The organism is Paenibacillus vulneris, from assembly GCF_039543185.1.
GTDB lineage: Bacteria > Bacillota > Bacilli > Paenibacillales > NBRC-103111 > Paenibacillus_S > Paenibacillus_S vulneris.
The window spans coordinates 57,724-76,008 of record NZ_BAABJG010000015.1 but is presented as its reverse complement, the minus strand read 5'-3'; the positions used below and the strand labels follow the sequence as shown (position 1 = coordinate 76,008).

Genomic DNA, 18,285 nt, shown 5'->3' with positions numbered 1-18,285 from the left:
TCTTGGAGTTACCTTAATGAGCTGGGCCAAATGACAAGAGACTCCCGGTCCCTTTCCGCGCCAAGCTTGTACAGCACATCGGCCAGTTCCGTTTGAAGCACGGGGTGCCCGTTCCACTTTTCTATGGAAAGCTTGCGTACTGCCGAGGATTTCAAATAACCTTCGAGAGTGGAACGGATTATACCTGGAAGTTCGTTGTCCGGAATATCTTCCATAGCACATATTCGCTTTCCATGATTCTCTGACCAGAGCAGCCAGCGACCTTGATGGATGACGAGGTCGTTCCCTTTTTTGCGTGAGAAGCTTATGCCTTCCTTATCAGGCCAATCAACGATGATTCCGAAGGGGTTGGCAGGGTCGATAGATGGAAGCACGATGGGGCTTGAATCCCCGCTCCATTCTTTTCTTTGCAGATTCTCCACCTGGTCCTTGGAGGCAAATTGTAATGTCGGGATCTCTTTCACCCACAATCCCCGAGTCAGCATCCCCCAGGTTTCGAGCTGCTTCAAGGCAGAGTAAATCTCTCCCCATTCCCAAGGCAGATGCAAATCCGCAATAGGCTTGGTAAGCAGCCCGTAGCTTTGCAGCAGATGCTGAATCCATGCCAGAAGCCCCTTCTGCTTGTCGCAGCCGCTATCGTCCTTTAAAGAGCTAACAGGGTACCAGCGTCCGAGCCCTGATTGGAACCCCTTCCCCCTCACTGCCTTGCTGGCCGTTCCGCCATTCAATCTCAATGGAGCAAACTGATCATTAGAGACCAAACCTCTCCAGGATAAAGCTAACAGATCAGCGGTCAGCTCCGAAGGGATACGGCCGGCTTCACGGCTTAAAGCGCTTAAGAAGCTGGCTCCCTTACGTTCAAGAAGCTGAAGCAGCTCGTTACTATTGCGAGGTTCCTCAGAGGCTTGAGAAGCTGCTCCCAATTCATTCTGTTTGCCTAACTGCTGCTCATTATGCGCGATTAGCTGGCAGTAAAGCTCCTTGGACTCGGCCAGGAAGAAGGCTACGCGGCCTTCCTTCTCCCCTTCCTGCTTTCGGGCCAGCCACACAATTTCTCCTGCCGCGCACAATCGGTCCAGCATGTCTTTCTTATAATCGTGTACCCGCTGAGGAAAAATCGAGGCTTCCCACTGCGATAAGGGAAAATAAAAACCCTGAAGCTTCCCAATCACTTGCAGAAGACCGTTCTCGCCCTGCAAGCGGGTATGCGGCAAAAGATGCTGGAAGGACATCATCTTCAAACAATAGCTTATCGGATCTATGGAGCCGGCTCTCTTTTGCAAAGCCAATGCTTGATTTAGATGATGGCGCGCATCTGCCTGAAGGTTCAACCAGACCTTCCCTGTAGCTTCATAGGATTCGGACAGAGGCTCAATGCGCTTCTCATCTACCAAGGCTCGAATGATTTCTTCCAGCCGTTTGTCATCCAGATCGTATCGCTGCCGTATTTCCTGCTCAGTGATAGTTTGGCGCCGATTAATGTAGCGAGCGACAACAAATCGGTCGGCAAGCGGATCTACCCCCAGCTTGGAGTAGGTATCTGCCTCATCGGTACAAATCCAACGGGTTACGGAAGGTTGGCCCAGCCGTACCGGCACTATTTTGTTACTCAACTCCAGCTGCTTAACCAGTTCCTCCCATGGAGGACCTAACCGGTTGCTGAGCTCTTCTGCCGACATATCTCCGGTGCGTTTAAAATCCCTTAGCAGCTCGTCCGGTTCGAGGAGCCTCGTTGCATTAACAGGATCTTGCTCCTCCTGAACACTCTCGGCCACCGGCTCTATCCCGAATCCTTCATTAGAATTGGATGCATTGGGAAACCACTGCCCTGCAAGCGAACGATCTAAGCCGATCAATCTGGATTGGATATCCCTGCTTAGCGTATCGGATTCATACATCTGAGTTTGGATGACGTCTGCCAGGAACAACGCGGCAAAGGGGGACGGAAATGCCGCTTGCCTCTCGATCACTTCCATTTGACCGGATTCCATCTGTTTCAGCACTTCACGAACATGGTTAACATCCAGATCTTCATGCAAGCAGATCCGCAGCGCTTCACGAATAAATGGAAATGTCTCCGCGTAGGGCAGCGATTCCCTAAGAAGCTCTTCGCTCCGCAATCTCTTCTGCCATGACGGCATCCGGTTAAAGCTGCGGGATAAGAGCAAGGAGGTCTCGGCTAATCTGCGGAAGGCGATTCCGAACTGCGGCGACGACGGAATAGCCTGCTGCAGCAGAGCTTCGAGCCGATCTGAAGTGACTTCGCGAAGCAATGGCAGCAATCGAAGCGCCTCTCCGCTTCCTCCATCCGATATGACAAATTCAATCCCGTTATCCTTGGCATTCGCATAAATGCGATATGGAATATGCTGTTCCGCATGAGCCTGGATAGCCAATTGCCAGGTCCGGTTAAATTTCCTGCCAAACCAGCTGTGGATAATAAGCCGATGCTGCTTGTATTCATCCTGGAACTGCTCGATAACGATGCGGCGATGTGTGGGAAGCGCCGAGACGGCCTTCTGGGAATGAAGCAGCTGCAGCAGCTCGTCCGCAGCCGTATCGTCCAAATAGTAATCCTTCATCAGCCATTCCAAGGTTACATGCTTGTTGTGTTCATCCAATCGCTTGTCAAGCTGCTCAAGGAATTGCCCGATTTCCGCTGAAAATGAAGCCGATCTTCCTTGCCCTTCGCCGCGCCAAAACGGAATTTCGCTATGCTTATTGCCTGACTCTTCCACAACATACACCCTATCGTTCCGAATAGACTGGATTCTCCAGGAGTCTGTTCCTAATTGAAATACGTCACCGACGCGGCTTTCAAAAATATATTGTTCATCCAACTCTCCCAGATGAATATGACTTTGGGCGTGATAGACAGGATAATCGCTTCCTTGGGGAATCGTCCCCGCGCCCATAATTGCAGACACAGCGGTAGAGCTGCGTCTTGTCAATAGATCCGTTGACCGGTCCCAGTCAATTAGTGGTCGGACAAACGGATAGTACCCGGATAAGACCTCGAGAATCTCCCTCAGGCGTTTCATCGGGAACCCGTGATAGCCATAGCTGCGATTAAAAAGCAAATGTAGTCTGCCAACATTCCAGTCATCCGCCGCAACCATGGCCGCCATTTGCTGGCATAAGACGTCAAGAGAGTAACGGGGAATCTGAATATTTTCTATGTTCCGATTTACAATGTTTTGGGCAAGGACGGCGCACTCGGGCAGCTGCCCTCTGCTCCTCGCTATAATAATTCCGCAGCTTCGGTCGCCGACGGAATGTCCCGCGCGGCCAACGCGTTGAATTCCTGCTGCGGCGCTTTTGGGAGAATCGATCTGCAGCACCAGATCAATATGCCCTACGTCGATTCCCAATTCCAAGGAAGAGGTAGCCACCAGGCATTGGAGCTCCCCCTCCTTAAGCGCCCTCTCGACTTCAAGCCTTTGCTCTCTCGAGATACTGCCGTGATGGGAACGGGCCATTTCATAGCCCATATGATCGTTTAATCGCAAGGTAAGCCGTTCACACAATCTTCGATTATTAACAAAGATTAGAGTGGATCGGCTGCCTTCGATAAGCTTGACGATGTGTTCAATCAATGGCTTCCAGATTGTTTCCTGCTTATCATGTATAATAGTTGCCCTATGAGGAAGCGTAACTCTCAGCTGAAACACTTTGTCCATCCGGCTTTCGATGATCTCCACCGGCCGGGGACTAAAGGACACTTCATCCTTTTCACCAGAACTTCCAGCTTCTATCGTTCGTGTATTCCTTGTTCCTTCACGCTGCTTGGCCCCAGTCTGTTCCGCTTCCCAGCCTCCTAGAAATCTGGCCACAAGCTCAATCGGCTTCTGTGTTGCCGAAACGCCGATCCTCTGGGGGGACGAGCCTACCCACTCGGTCAATCTTTCCAGCGTAACCGATAGATGCAGTCCTCTCCTGTCGCCGGCCAAATCATGAATCTCATCGACAATGCACCATCGGACATGCTTCAGCATGTTCCTTGCCTTGGAAGAAGTTAGCAGCAGGTAGAGCGATTCCGGAGTCGTTACCAGTACATCCGGCGGGTTGCGGAGCATCGCTGCCCGTGAGCTCTGTGTCGTATCTCCTGTACGCACTGCCACGGACAACCCTTTCCAACTCTCACCCAGTTCTTCCGCCAGACTTTTAAGCTGTGCGATATATCCGATTACATGATGATGAATATCGTTATTTAGTGCCTTGAGTGGCGTAATATAGAGCAGCTTCACATAGCGGGACTCAGAGGCGGCCGGGTCCTCCTCCTTGTCTTGAAGAATACGGCTTAGACAAGGAAGCAGCGCGGCCAAAGTTTTGCCGGAGCCCGTCGGTGCTGCTATCAAAGTATTGATACCCGATTGGATCGCCTTCCATGAACGGATTTGAACATCCGTCGGACGGCCATATTGCGTCTTGAACCATTGAGTGATTAACGGATGAAAGCCTGCCGCTTCCAGTTCACGCATCTCTGTCACCTACTTTTGCATTCTCTATCGGTACCAATCATTATACCAAATATAGGAATGCTCTCCTAACGTCTATCCACTGAGTCCGCTTCCAGCATCACAGACATATCCTTAAAGGCAAGGTACTTTGAATCAAGCTTCTCCTGAGTTCCCATGCCTCTTCTGCCATATCTAGCATAAGCTGGAGCACCGTCAGCAGATGATCGCGTTTGGTTACGCTGTAATCCGGCTTTTCAACGGCTCGGAGCAGCTTATCCATCAGCATGACGAATCGTAATGATGCGGATACGGCAAAACCGTATTTAATACAGGCAACGTCTCCGTCCCAGCCGGCTTCTTTTAAGCCAGCCATGTAATGCTCTACTAAAGCATTTTTCATATTTTTAATATCATACCTGGCCGGGTCTGCAGGCTTCCTTAACATAAGGCCAAACATGCGTCCCAACTCTTCTCCGACACCCGATAGGCTCGCGAATTGCCAATCAATCACAACTAGCCTGTTCTGCCCGTTGGAATGCTCGATGTAGACGTTACCGCTATGGATATCCTGATGAGCAAATACCCTAGGAAGACCGCTCAGTGTCTCCAGTAATGGCCTTATTCTTGAACTGGCGGTTACGAACCCGTTCCCAACTCACATGAGGGTTGACTTCTTCCAAATTATGCTTATACCAAATGGCTTCCTGTTCTCCTCTGCCCAACGAATAGTCCTCAATGGTTTGTACCCAAGAGTCCATCCAGCTCCGGCACAGAAAAGAACCTGTCGGGAGGGAATTGCATGTTACATATGCCCCGTTGAATTTTCCAATCTCATAGGCTATGCGCAGCTGGTCTTCCTCCGCCCATTCTTGATCCAATCGCTTCTCATCCATATCCTCCAGCCAAATCCATATACTGCCGTCGTGACGTTCTTCAATCAGGTAACACAAAGGTGCACGAACTGAAAGAGGCAAATGCCCCAAGATGCCGGATTGGTACACTAGTGCTTCACGCTTCCAATAATAATAATGCTCTTCAACTGCCCTGTTGGAATCTGGTCTCAGAATTTTTAAAATTACCGTACACCGTGAGCTGGCGCTGCCAGACATAAAGGAGCAATGAATACGATGCACTTCACTCTCCGGCTTTACCTTGCCAATCGGTCGGATGTTCCAGGATATAATATGGTTGGAATCCATAGGAAACTTCTTGTTTAACACGCTCTGGAGTGTAGTAGAATCGATAGGAACCGTTGCTTGCTTTCCAGTTAGGACAGTCATGGAACCCCCACTTTCCTTGATTAACTCAAGTTGGATCAATCAGCAATCCAAACAGGTAATTCCCATGATATGGATAATCCCACCGTCAATCAAACTCCAAATTAGCCGGTTTTCAAGAAGCTGTATAGAAATATGTTCGCTTTGTTAGGCCAACCAACGGCATTTTCTGAAAACATATGTTCCCATTTTCTCGTTTTTCCTCATGAATTCATCGTTTCAAAAAAGAAAAAAGGATACCGGAATAATCCCGTATCCTGAGACTATTGAAAAACCAATAGAGCTTGAACAACTGCCAATAACTCCATATGTGGCATAGTTCTCACAAAACAGGTTTTTCAACTCAAAACAAGCTATGCTTTGCTTCCGACAAGCTTGCCTTGCTGAATTTCATACATTTGACGATATCTGCCGCCAAGAGACATCAGCTCATTATGGTCTCCCCGTTCTACGATTTCGCCCCGATCCAGTACCAGGATCAGATCGGCATTCTTCACCGTGGATAGCCGGTGGGCAATGACGAAGGTCGTCCTCCCTTGCTTCACTACGTCAAGCGCCTGTTGGATGACCGTCTCTGTCTCTGTATCGATGTTGGAGGTTGCCTCATCCAGAATCAGGATGGCCGGGTCAAAGGCCAGCGCCCGGGCAAAGGAGATCAGCTGTCTCTGACCGGCAGACAAGGTGCTGCCTTTTTCAATAACCGGTTCATCTATTCCTTGCGGCAATTGCTCCAGCAGAGATTCGGCACCGACATCAAGCAACACTTTACGAATTCTTTCCCGGGTAATGCCGGGGTCATGAAGCGATACGTTCGTAGCAATCGTACCCGAGAATAAAAAAGGATCCTGAAGGACAATGCCCATATGCTTGCGCATCGTTTGACGCGGCATTTGCCTCGTGTCTTGTCCGTCAATCGTGATCTTCCCCTTATCCGGGTCATAAAAGCGGAACAGGAGGTTTAAAATCGAGCTTTTTCCCGAGCCTGTGTGTCCGACGAGCGCGACAGTCTGACCCGGCTTGGCTTCAAAGGTAATTCCTTTAAGCACGGGCTCGCCGCTCTTGTAGGAGAACCATACCTGGTCGAATCGGACATGCCCCTGATAACGCAGCACTTGCTGATCCGATACGTCTTCCCCCTCCTCATCTACCAGCTTGAATACCCGCTCCGATGACACAAGTGCACGCTCGAGGTTCGGCAATTGGTTTACGATGTTGACCATGGGTTGAAACAACCGGTTTAGATAATCGACGAAGGCATAAAGCACTCCCAAGGATACGGCTCCCGCCGCTCCATTCAGGGAAGCCCCGCCAAAATACCAAATCAAGGCAACTAAAGCGATGTTCCGGATGACGGCAACCAAATTATATCCGGTCCATGAATTTAAGCTCAGCAGCTTATTTTGAACGTGGAACAGCTTGTTATTGTACTGCTCAAATTGGTCTTCCACCCGCTTTTCCTTGCGAAAAGCCTTGATAATAGTCATGCCTTGTATGGATTCATTGATAATTCCATTAATTTCGCTCACCGTCGAACGAATGATGCGGTTGAAGGTTTTCGCCATTTTGCCGTACACGATAATCCAGATAATCAGTGCAGGGATGACAAACAGGCAAATCGCTGCCAAACGGACGTCCAGTATAAATAAGGCCACATAAATGCCAAGCATATGAATGAAGCCGGTCGTAAAGTTGGCAAGAACGTTCACATATAAATCCCGAATCGATTCCGTATCGTTCGTCACTCGTGAAACGACTTTCCCCGCCGGCAAGTTATCGAAATAACGAATAGGCAGCCGGTTAAGCTGGGCAAATACGTCGGTCCTCATGCGGCGAATGATACGATTGGCTGAGCTTTGAAGAAAATAACGCTGACCATACGTAAAAATCGCTGAAATAACCGTTAAGCCCATATACAGCCAGCACAGCTTCAGCATTCCCGCCATCTCTGGACGAAAGAAGCTATACTGCTCCTGCCGGTTCAATTGCTTTCCCGGGTAACTGCTGCTCTCAGTCCCTTTCGAAATAAGAACCGTCCCGTTAACGGCTTGCCGTTCGCCGTCAAAGGCTATAGGACCGCCTATGAAGTAATACTCGCGGTCAATTTGAAGCACTCTCGCTTCGTTGCCCCGCTGCTCCCCTTCTACAAAATGGTCGGATCGCTTATACCGCTTCCCGTCATATAATACCGCGTATTCTCCGCTATCTGCCGTTTCATACCACGGCTTTTCGATACCGGAAATATGCAGGTCGATGATTCTCTTAGCGATAAGCGGTCCGGCCAAATCGGTCACGACGGCAACCGTCAGCATCAGCAGCGCGAGAATCAGCTGCAATTTGAATTGAACCGCATAGGCTACCAATCTTCTGACGATGTTGGTCTTGGATACAGAGCCGGCCTCGGTGTCAATATCATAATCTATGGTTTCGCTTCCGTCGCTCATTGGGTTGTCTCCTCTCCTTCCGTAATCGCTTCTATCTGCTGGCGGTCGTATTGTTCCTTGTACCAGCCGTCTTTGTTAAGCAGCTCCTCATGAGTCCCACGTTCGACAATTCGCCCGTTATCCATCACAAGAATAAGGTTAGCGTGCTGTATGGCCGACAAACGATGAGTGGCAATGATCGTTGTTTTACCGGATCTCTCCTTATGAATATTGGCAATGATCTCCGCCTCAGTACGGGCGTCTACGGCTGACATCGCATCATCGAGGATTAAAATTTGCGGCTTGGCAATCAAGGCGCGGGCCATCGAAACACGCTGTTTTTGCCCGCCGGATAGCGCTACCCCTTTCTCTCCTACCAAAGTGTCCATGCCGTCCGGAAGAAACTTCAAATCCTTGCTGAATGCCGAGACGGTCATTGCAGCCTGCAGTTCCTCCTCGGAAGCATGCTCGTTGCCAAAATACATATTGGCTCTAATGGTCTGGGAGAACAGGAACGATTCCTGAGGAACATATCCAATCCATGACTTTAACCGATCCATGCCAATTCGTTCTATAGGTACTCCGGCGACCAATAGGTCCCCTTCTCCCGTCGGATATTCTCGAAGCAGCTGTTTGATCAATGTTGATTTGCCGCTGCCGGTACGTCCCACGATTCCTAACGTTTGGCCGGAAGGCAGGCTGAACGAGACATCCTCCAGATTATTGAAGGAAGACGACGGATACCGGAAGGTCACATGATGAAACTCAATGCTTCCCGGATGTTCCGGCCACGCAGGGTCAGCGGGTTCCTTAACGTCCTGTTCATAACTCAGGGTTTCATTAACCCGATCTAACGAGGCATTTCCCCGCTGCATAATATTGATTAATTCACCGATCGCGAACATCGGCCAAATCATCATTCCCAGGTACACGTTGAAGGCTACAAGAGAGCCGATAGTCAGCTCATTGTGGAACACAAGGTAGGCGCCATAACCTAACCCCGTCATATAGCTGATGCCGACAAGAATCTTGATCGTTGGGTCGAACAGGGAATCTATACGAACGACGGCCAGGTTTTTATCCAGAACGTCCTGCGTGACGGCAGCAAATCGCTGCTCGGCCGCTCGCTCCTGCGTATAAGCCCTGATGACCCGAATTCCCGAAATGGTCTCAAGCACTCCTTCGTTCATATCTCCGAAAGCATTCTGGGCAGCCATATACCTTTTATGTATCCAGCCGCCATAGTAACTGACCAGCACAGCCATGATGGGCAGCGGAATCACTGCAGCCAGTGTCAGCTTCCAGGAGACGAAGAACGTCATCGTAACAAGCAGCGTCCCCATCCAAAGCGTAGAATCCAGCAAGGTCAAAATTCCGAACCCCGCTGTTTGTGCTAATGCCTGGAGATCGTTCGTTGCTCGGGCCATCAAGTCTCCCGTACGATTGTTTTCGTAGAAGGTCGGTGTCATTTTCAGAAAATGACGCATCAAGCGTCCTCTCATGATTTTCTCTACGACAAACGCTCCTCCGAACAGCTTATATCCCCATATATAAGAAATGATATAAGCCGCTATCGTGATGACAACCAGCCAAAATAACGTATTCACAATATAACCCCAGGTCATATGTCCGAGGCCAATCGCATCAATCGAACGTCCAACCAGCATCGGCGGAATGATTTCCAGAATTCCTGCAATTACAAGCAAAACGATGGCTATGGAATACCGTTTCCACTCCTGCCGGAAAAACCAGCCCAGTTTGGTCATGATTGAAAACATGGTCCTTTTCTCTCCTCTCCCTACCCCGCAACATCCCAATTGTATGCCCGCAACCAAATAAATAAGCACACTACCCGCGGGCAATGTGCTTATCGTTTCGACGCCAAGCGCACACTACGCTAGAAGGTAGAATGGCCGGCGCGAGCTATGAATAGAGCATACCATGAATCCGCTCGCTCTTCGTTGTCGCTCAGTCGCTGGGGAGGCCATATCTGTCATATGCAATCGTTCCGTGATACCTTTTGATCCGATATGCATTTGGGAACATGGAAGCCTCTCCTTTCTTCAATTGGAATTTTCAGGGCACACCAAGAACGTTAGCATGCCTCGCTAACCCCTGTCAATGAGAACCAAGTCGATAAATTGATTATAATCAAATTTTCTTGTTGAGTGATCAGTCACTCCATAATGCCTGGAATATCGAACCACGAAAGCCATTTTGGCATGCACTGACAGACTCGTGTTTTTATATACAACTTACTCTATTTTTATCGAAATATTGCCCAGCTGTTCCCCTTGCTGCATTCGGTGAAAGGCCTGAAGCATGTCTTGTAAAGGATAGACTCGATCAATAATCGGGTGAAGCGAATGCTGTTCCATGAATTTCAGCATATCCGCAAACTCTTCCCTGCTTCCCATGGAGGTGCCGATGATACTGATTTGGGGGAAGAAAATGTCACGGATTGGAAGTTCTATCCGATCCCCCGAGCTTGCTCCAAATGTCACGATCCGGCCGTTTGGTTTTATGACATCAAAGTATTTGGGAAACGTTGCAGGTCCGATGCTATCAAGAATGAGATCCACGGTGCGTCCGTTCATCCTTTCCTTCCAGTTGCTATGGGTATCGAACGCAAAATGAGCCCCTTGTGCGAGGGCGGCTTGTCTTTTCTCTTCATGTCGTGATGTGACACTGACTCTTGCCCCTGCCGCTAATGCCATGAGCATCGCAAAGGTTGCTACCCCGCCTCCAATGCCGGGAATAAGAACATGCTCTCCCTGCCGAAGCTGTCCTTTAGTAAACAATGCCCTATAGGCTGTCAAGGCCGACAAAGGCAGGACGCCTGCTTCTTCCCATGACAGGTACGCCGGCTTAATGAACACATTTCGGGAAGGAAGGATGATGTACTCCGCGAACGTGCCATCCGACGGCCCGCCAACAATAGATGGAACCGAAGGAACTTCATTTGGGGATTCCCACCCGATACACGGATTTATCATCACTTCAGAACCCACTGTAAGACCAGTTACACCTTCGCCTATCTCTACAATCCTGCCGGCTCCATCCGAACCGATAATCAGGGGAGCATCCTGCTCTCCTCGGCCTTCCATAACGAACAAATCCCGATGGTTCAAGCCGGCTGATTTCAGCATTACTTTTACTTCCCCATATCCAGGCTGTCTTTCAATAACGTCTTTATAAGCTAATCCGTTCAAGCCTCTTTGGCCGGAATGTACGATTGCTTTCATCTCTATTCCTCCCTCACATCTGAATCTTATTCTGAAGACCCACAAAAAAATTGTAATGGGAGGATAAAATCCTGTAAAATGATCAAAAGCGAATGTGACTATCAAAAATGGTCATACCAAGCAGGTGATATGGAAATGGAAATCAGTGATTTGAAAATATTTCAAACTGTCGCTCGTGAAGGCAGTATTACAAAGGCCGCTAAAATCTTGAACTACGTTCAATCAAATGTAACCACCCGGATACAGGATCTTGAGAATCAGTTGAAAGTCCCCCTTTTTCACCGGTCCAATCGGGGAATGACGCTGACACCTGCCGGCGAAAATTTATTGAAATATGCAGATCAAATTTTGTCTTTAATGGACGAAGCAATAAAATCAACACAATACTCGGAGCATCCCACCGGCCCCTTGCGGTTAGGTTCCATTGAAACGGCAGCGGCCTCTCACCTGGCCCCATTATTGACCGAGTATCACTCCTATTTCCCCGATGTTCATCTTTCGCTTATTACAGGGGAAACTCACAGCCTTCTGCAGAAAGTGCTTAAATTTGATCTTGATGGTGCGTTTGTGTACGGACCCGTCGACTTGGCAGAAATAGAGCATGTTGCCGTTTATACAGATGAATTGGTGCTTATTTCGGAACCGGGGAACCATGACGTCCATGTTTTGCTTACCAAACCAATGCTGTTCTTTGACGTCGGCTGCTCTCATCGAGCAAAGGCTGAGCATTTTCTAAGGGAAAGCGGATTGACCTCCATAAACATTATGGAGTTTGGAACGCTGGAGGTCATTCTAAACGGGGTATCTTCTGGCCTCGGTGTGTCTTTGTTGCCAAAATCATCGATTTCCAAAGCGGAAGAGGCAGGCTTGATCGCTTCCCACCGCCTTCCCGAAGGGTATCGGGAATTGCAGGTTTGGTTTGTGTATAAGCAGGAATCGGTATACACCAGCGCGCTGCTAAAATTTGTTCAATTCATTGAGTCATCAAAGTTTCTTAATTGACGATCAGGGCTGGTCCATCAGACCCCAAAAATTTAGATATTTTAGAGTGCAAAAAAAGCTGCCGATCGCTCGACAGCTTCTTTCCTTACTCCAGTTCCGATCTATCGATGATTCCATCATCCATGGCCCGCTGGCGAAGCTCCAAATACAGTTCCGCCTGCGTGGCATTCACATAAGGCAGAACGAATAATACCCCGATGAACAAGGCGATCGTCCCCAAGAGGTACCAGCCGAGGAAGGAAAGGTCCAATACGAACATTCTCCATTTGTGGCCTCTCGTCATCCTGTTGCTCAGCTCTACAGCACGCTTGGTTCCGAGATGAGGCTGATCTGCCAACAGGTACGGTGTCATACTATAAGCGTAGTATTTCACGATACCCGGAATAATGAGCAGCAGGTACCAGAGGAAGTTAAGGAACATGCGCCAAAGCATCGCTTTCATGATGACAACGTAGTTCCCTTTCGAAAAGCCGTAGCCCATGTAGTTCATGTTGACATCCTCTCGGGCCGACTGCGTGAAATATTTCCGTATGCCCACCTCTAAAGGATTACAAACGAAAATTCGAAGAGCTATCGAAATGAGAACTACGATAATAGCAACCACAATAATACCAACCAGAATAGCATACATGAAGCCGTCAAATTCATCGCCAAGATTTCCGGAAAAGAAAGGAAAATCCTGATTTTTCCCGCTTCCTCCGCCATTGAATGAACAACTTGGAAGTCCGCCGGTTACAACGCCCAGCAGGAGGCTGGCTAGAAACGCCTTCCAATACGAAGTTCTAAGTACGTTCTTTGCTCTGTCTTTCAGTTGTTTGCGAGTCCACATCCCTGCAGTCTCCTCCCTTTTCATAATGTCATTAGTCAGGGGTGGTTATCCCCTAGCAAATCTCAGGCATGTAAGATTCCGGTTGCCGATCTATCGTTCAGTGCCATTCGGCTTTCCTTGTCCCCTATAAGAATGTTCGGCCCCGACTATCATGTTATGCCCCCGAAGGAAGGCGTAGAACTCAAGCATTCGCCGGGATTCCACTAAGGCACCATCGTTTCACCTGCCAAAAGTAAAGGATACAAGCCTCTTGCTGCCTTCCTTTCAAATCCATTATCCTCCTTTTTTTACAAGTTCGTTGTCATTATAACGATGTCAGCTCCATAACCACAGGGACCAGAGTCACGATTGTTTAGGTCATTCATCACGCCTATGTTGATTGAAGCCTCAGAACGCTGATCTGGCCGCCTCCCACCTATTGTCCGTTATGTACATGAATTGTCCATTATCAGGAATTTTCGCAACGAACTGACCTTTCTAAGTATAACGAGTTATCCAACATTTGTTAACTATTTTCCAGGAAAGCTCCAAGACGTGACCTATATCCCATTGACATGGGGGGTTGCCGTCGACGGAAATCAGTGGTAGCCCGATTGGAACTCTGAGAACGGACTTAGTATCCGTACTAAACAAAAAATGTACATGACTGGAATCATGTACAACGATGAGAACTGTTTGTACGCTAGGGTTCAAAGCTCCGGGAGGTTCATGCAAGGACGAACAGCTGCTGGTTCAAGCCTAACAATAAATTACGTAAGGGCAACCGGTCAAACCCATTCATAAAACCGGTCTTCCTGATTGCCGCGGACCAGTACCGCATTGCTGCAAGAATCTACGAACATGCAGACAATCGGGTAGATTTGCGGCTTTTGGGTCATCGAATACTCGAACCGTTGTCCCGAGGCGCCATGATGCTTGATCAGCAGCTCGCATAAGGTGCGTGCGCTGGATACCCCCTCCTGCAGCATTTTCAATATCGCCAGCTTCTGCTCGTCTGTCAACTGGTCTGTGAAACCCGAGCCAACCGCACTGTTCTTGACAGCTGCTTCAGGTGATGCCTCCTCCATGGCAAATAGATCAAGTTGAATAATGTCATCCTCTGCCTGAGGCGGCACGTGGGAAATGTCTTTCTTTGCTGTTTGCATGCTTCTGGACACGATTTGCTCATTAGCCAGCCTGCGAAGGCGGGCTACTTGGCGTGCCAGCAAGGGCAGCTCAAGCTCCAGATGGGTTTGTATATCCTTCGGAAGCTCAAGCTCCTGCAAGTCGGGAAGGCGTTCCTGTTCAATGGTCCACCCGTTCTCCACTTTGGCTAGAAGCTCGTCCAGCTCGAAGTCTATCGCGTCAAAGCCTTTTAAGATTTCTGCCACAATTTTGGCGTCAATTCCGGTGTGCAGCTGCAAATGATCGATACCGAACTTCTTGATGGTTCCATCTTCTTTATTTTGCACAATATGCTGGTACCTCAAGGCTCTTCCGCATTCACATTTCAACTCGGAAGTTACATGACCCGCATCGATATAATTCACATAGACCCATGAAGTTAATAACTGTTCAATATCCTCGAACGAAGCGCCTTCAGGAATAAAATATCCTTTTTGACGGGACATTACGTTCGCAAAAACCGTTCGCCGTCCTCTCAGCATATCCTCGTGCAAATACCGCCTTTGCCGGTCATTCAGTCTGGTCAGAAGCGAATCCCTTTCCTCCACGGTATAAATCTTCATCATCGCTACACATCCTTACCTGTAAGTCAAAATTACATTCTGCTCTAGTTTCTTCCATTATAACAAAAGAGAACGATGTATTGGGGGAAGTTTGCGATACGTACCTATTTTCCAAAATAAATAGCTCACATGACCGATACTATTCCGACATTCTGATGTATAATCAGGGTTAGATAGCAGCTACGACCAGCCTCTTGTGACCATACGTATTTCTAGGGCGGTGGGATGAAGTGAAGAAGCGAGCTATATTTATAGGAAACGAAGCAAGAATCCACGGGGTATATAACAGTCACATTCAGGAGGAACTTCGCACATTGGCGGATTTCTATCCGGCCATCATTCACAAGGACAATTTGGAGGAGCATGCTGCGGCTTTGAGAACGATCGAAGTCGCTTTTTCTACTTGGGGGATGTCCTTGCTGACCCGCGAAGAAATTCAGCATTACCTACCTAATTTGAAAGCGCTATTTTATGCAGCGGGCAGTGTACAGTCTTTTGCAAGACCTTTTCTCCATCAAAATGTTACTGTAGTGAGTGCATGGGCCGCTAACGCCGTTCCGGTTGCCGAATATACGGCGGCACAGATTGTGCTGGCCAATAAGGGCTTTTATCAAAGCGCCCGGATGTGCAAATCGAATAGACGCGAAGCCTCGATATATGCCAAGACCTTCCCCGGTAATTGGAATGCCCGCGTCGGAATTCTTGGTGCCGGCATGATAGGTAAGAAGGTCATTGAGCTGTTAAAGCCCTATCAGGTGAACATCGATGTGTTTGATCCTTTTTTGCCCGAAGCTGCGGCACATAAGCTAGGGGTTCAAAAGAAAGAGCTCACCGCAATATTCTCTGAATGCCACACCATCTCGAATCATTTGGCTAACCTCCCGGCAACGGTCGGTATGCTAAATAAAGAGCATTTTGACCTCATGCTCCCCAACGCAACCTTCATCAACACTGCACGGGGCCTGCAGGTCGTTGAGGAAGATTTAGCCCGGGCCCTACGGGATGTGCCGACCAGAACCGCGGTGCTGGATGTCACTTATCCCGAGCCTGTTCGGCCGGACAGTGAACTGTTGCAGCTGGATAATGTGATATTAACCCCTCATATCGCGGGAAGCAACCCGTCTGAAGTCACACGCATGGCGCAATATATTGTAGAAGAGTTTCGACGTTACTTGCATCAGGAAGCGCTTCAATATCAAGTTACGCTGCCAATGCTGGAAACCATGGCCTGACAGAATAGAACCGGGTGCACTTTGCAGGGCATCCGGTTTCTTTACAGCTCCTCTGTCCTTATGCGAGCGTCTCCCACCGAGCCCACAGCTCACGCGGATTCACTTCGTAGACCTCATTTTCTCTATATAAAAATTGATGCATAATAAACTCTCTGCGGATCGTAGCAAAATCATCGTGATACGTTTTAATAAATTCATTCACTTCTTTCTCCGAATACCGGCGCCCCTGCTCTAACTGAAGCACCAAATGCTCAAGTACGATCAGCTTTTTCTTTAGCTGTGCCGGGATATGCTTCAATCTTCCATCGGAGGTCATAAAATTTTTGATCACCGAAGCCGCCAAACGCTTGTTTTTCTCATCCATAGGTTCCGTCCCTCCTGTTCCCGTCTGTTTCTTATAAATGAAGTCGACCGTTGCCATTGCATTGCTTTTGATAAAGTAATGATTGAGGGAGAAGTAAATCGTATTCTTATCTCTTCGCTCATTGATCAATCCCGCTTCTCTCAGCTTGGCTGCATGATGAGTAATCGTAGCCGCCGATAAGAAGCATTTCTCGGCCAGTACTTGGCCGTTCAACTCCCCATCCGCAAGCAGGAGCAGCATCTTGATACGCGTAGGATCTGCAAGTGCCTTGTGGTAAGTGACGAGCTTATCTAACTGCATCCTAGTATCACACCTTTTAATTTAAATATTCATCTAATTAGATATTGATTAAAATACAATTTATCCCATTTCAATGCATTTGTCAATGGTTTTTGTTCGTACTTACTGTCTAAATTTCATCTTGTTGGGATAGGTGCCAGGATGAAAGACATCGCTTGGTATTGTTTCGAGCATTTTCTCAATGATAAATGTGACCCCATGACAAACGTCCAAACATTAGATATGTATCCCGCATAACCTGATTTTGGGGTAACAACCTCAAGACAAATTGGAAGGAGGATTCAAAATGGGTGGTGTAGGTGGAATCTTTACAAGCACTGGAACTATATTGGTTCTTTATATTCTGTTAGTCATTGTCCTTTGTGGCTGTTTTATCTAATTTTTTAGCCCATGCTCTTAGTAACTGGAACATGGGCCGTCTCCCTTTTTATTCAACTTACTATATACGGGGCTCTCTGATTCGCCTAAGTCTCTTGACCATCTATCTCGGGCCCCTTCATGACATCCGGGTACTGCATAATAAGTGCGGCATCCGGTTTTTAGTCCGTCTTCATTGTATTCTCTTTGTCATAATTTGTGTAAAGTTTGGAACGATTTCTGATTCTTGTTCATCTGTCTTAAGAGGATGAAGGATAGATTTTTTTGCCTTCCTCCAACATTTGAATGAACTGCCGGATCCGCTTTTCTCGAGTTTCTTTCTTTTTGGCATTGTGAATTCGAAACAAGATCGCGTATTTATTTTGTCTGTCAAGCGTATCGTAGAACGCCTTAGCCTTGGCGCTGCGCTCCAACTCGATTGCGAAGTCCTCAGGCAGTGAGGCGATGCTTTGTGATTCGTAGGCCTTATCCCAGTTCCCGTTCTTTTTGGCTTCTTCAATTGCCTTATATCCTGGAGTCTTCATTCTCCCGTTTAGGATCAGCAGTTCCGCCTTGTCTTTATTGACTTTCGACCAGATGCTTTTGGCCCCGCGCGGAGTGAACCGCTGCAGCCATGTTTTCTCATCGAAAGCTTCTTTCTGACTGTCTATCCATCCATAACATAAGGCAACTTCGAGCGCTTCGTTATAGGAAATGGTTACGACGCCGGAGTTCTTTTTCGCAATTTGTAATCGGATACCGGGTGAGATTTCGCAATTCACTTCGAGCCAGCTCTCAAAAGACAGCGGATCGGCGAAGGAAATGACCGGCAAGTCACTTGATTTTTTTACCACATGGATCGCCTCCTAATCATTCAACGGACACAAACCTCATCAATTTAATCCACTTCAAGTGTGCACTACCCCACCTTGCGAAATAAGTCTTGATCTGTATTATCCTATCAAAATCGAGAAAACCTGTATTGTAAAAACACGACACCTTCTCATTGCTTGTTTTTGGCAAACCGTTCGTTATTGGATTCCGGATAATCACTTTATAAAAGTAAAAAACC

13 protein-coding genes and 1 pseudogene are annotated in these 18,285 nt (G+C 48.1%); 3 read left to right on the top strand and 11 right to left on the bottom strand.

Going from position 1 to position 18,285, the window contains the following annotated elements; all coding sequences use genetic code 11:
- Window positions 1–8: 8 nt before the first annotated feature.
- From ABEA66_RS13975 to ABEA66_RS13950, 7 genes and pseudogenes are all read right to left on the bottom strand, one after another.
- Window positions 9–4,481, bottom strand: coding sequence for a DEAD/DEAH box helicase (locus tag ABEA66_RS13975; protein ID WP_345588112.1), 4,473 nt, complete (start codon window positions 4,479–4,481; stop codon window positions 9–11).
- A 97-nt stretch (window positions 4,482–4,578) separates the two neighbouring features.
- Window positions 4,579–4,917 carry a hypothetical protein gene (locus tag ABEA66_RS13970; RefSeq protein ID WP_345588110.1) on the bottom strand — a complete coding sequence of 113 codons (339 nt, stop codon included), beginning with the start codon at window positions 4,915–4,917 and terminating at the stop codon, window positions 4,579–4,581.
- A gap of 18 nt (window positions 4,918–4,935) precedes the next feature.
- A pseudogene (locus ABEA66_RS36345) lies at window positions 4,936–5,025 on the bottom strand (hypothetical protein); the annotation flags it as partial.
- A 19-nt stretch (window positions 5,026–5,044) separates the two neighbouring features.
- Window positions 5,045–5,740: a hypothetical protein gene (locus tag ABEA66_RS13965; RefSeq protein WP_345588108.1), complete on the bottom strand. Its 696-nt coding sequence runs from the start codon at window positions 5,738–5,740 to the stop codon at window positions 5,045–5,047.
- Between the two features lie 350 nt (window positions 5,741–6,090).
- The gene (locus tag ABEA66_RS13960) at window positions 6,091–8,046 is read right to left on the bottom strand and encodes an ABC transporter ATP-binding protein (protein WP_345589290.1); all 1,956 of its coding nucleotides are present in this window, start codon (window positions 8,044–8,046) and stop codon (window positions 6,091–6,093) included.
- A gap of 128 nt (window positions 8,047–8,174) precedes the next feature.
- Window positions 8,175–9,935: an ABC transporter ATP-binding protein gene (locus ABEA66_RS13955; protein WP_345588106.1), complete on the bottom strand. Its 1,761-nt coding sequence runs from the start codon at window positions 9,933–9,935 to the stop codon at window positions 8,175–8,177.
- 477 nt (window positions 9,936–10,412) lie between these two features.
- Window positions 10,413–11,402, bottom strand: a complete 990-nt coding sequence (locus ABEA66_RS13950; RefSeq protein ID WP_345588104.1) for a zinc-binding dehydrogenase — start codon at window positions 11,400–11,402, stop codon at window positions 10,413–10,415.
- A gap of 135 nt (window positions 11,403–11,537) precedes the next feature.
- On the opposite strand from ABEA66_RS13950, the gene ABEA66_RS13945 reads away from it, so the two are divergent.
- Window positions 11,538–12,404 carry a LysR family transcriptional regulator gene (locus ABEA66_RS13945; RefSeq protein WP_345589288.1) on the top strand — a complete coding sequence of 289 codons (867 nt, stop codon included), beginning with the start codon at window positions 11,538–11,540 and terminating at the stop codon, window positions 12,402–12,404.
- Window positions 12,405–12,489: 85 nt separating this feature from the next.
- Here ABEA66_RS13945 and ABEA66_RS13940 read toward each other — a convergent pair whose 3' ends face one another.
- Both ABEA66_RS13940 and ABEA66_RS13935 read right to left on the bottom strand, forming a co-directional pair.
- Window positions 12,490–13,233: a DUF975 family protein gene (locus tag ABEA66_RS13940; protein ID WP_079909465.1), complete on the bottom strand. Its 744-nt coding sequence runs from the start codon at window positions 13,231–13,233 to the stop codon at window positions 12,490–12,492.
- Window positions 13,234–14,000: 767 nt separating this feature from the next.
- Window positions 14,001–14,963 carry a DUF3895 domain-containing protein gene (locus ABEA66_RS13935; RefSeq protein ID WP_345588097.1) on the bottom strand — a complete coding sequence of 321 codons (963 nt, stop codon included), beginning with the start codon at window positions 14,961–14,963 and terminating at the stop codon, window positions 14,001–14,003.
- A gap of 227 nt (window positions 14,964–15,190) precedes the next feature.
- Between ABEA66_RS13935 and ABEA66_RS13930 the strand changes: the two genes are divergently transcribed.
- Window positions 15,191–16,192: a hydroxyacid dehydrogenase gene (locus ABEA66_RS13930; protein ID WP_345588095.1), complete on the top strand. Its 1,002-nt coding sequence runs from the start codon at window positions 15,191–15,193 to the stop codon at window positions 16,190–16,192.
- Between the two features lie 58 nt (window positions 16,193–16,250).
- Here ABEA66_RS13930 and ABEA66_RS13925 read toward each other — a convergent pair whose 3' ends face one another.
- Entirely contained in the window at window positions 16,251–16,856 is a 606-nt protein-coding gene (locus ABEA66_RS13925) for a DUF2087 domain-containing protein (RefSeq protein WP_079909462.1), read from the bottom strand.
- A 286-nt stretch (window positions 16,857–17,142) separates the two neighbouring features.
- Between ABEA66_RS13925 and ABEA66_RS13920 the strand changes: the two genes are divergently transcribed.
- Complete coding sequence (locus tag ABEA66_RS13920) at window positions 17,143–17,235, top strand: YjcZ family sporulation protein (protein WP_225948416.1); 93 nt, start codon at window positions 17,143–17,145, stop codon at window positions 17,233–17,235.
- Between the two features lie 238 nt (window positions 17,236–17,473).
- On the opposite strand, the gene ABEA66_RS13915 is transcribed toward ABEA66_RS13920, so the two are convergent.
- On the bottom strand, window positions 17,474–18,067 hold the full coding sequence (locus ABEA66_RS13915) for a YdeI/OmpD-associated family protein (protein WP_079909461.1): 594 nt from the start codon (window positions 18,065–18,067) through the stop codon (window positions 17,474–17,476).
- Window positions 18,068–18,285: the final 218 nt, after the last annotated feature.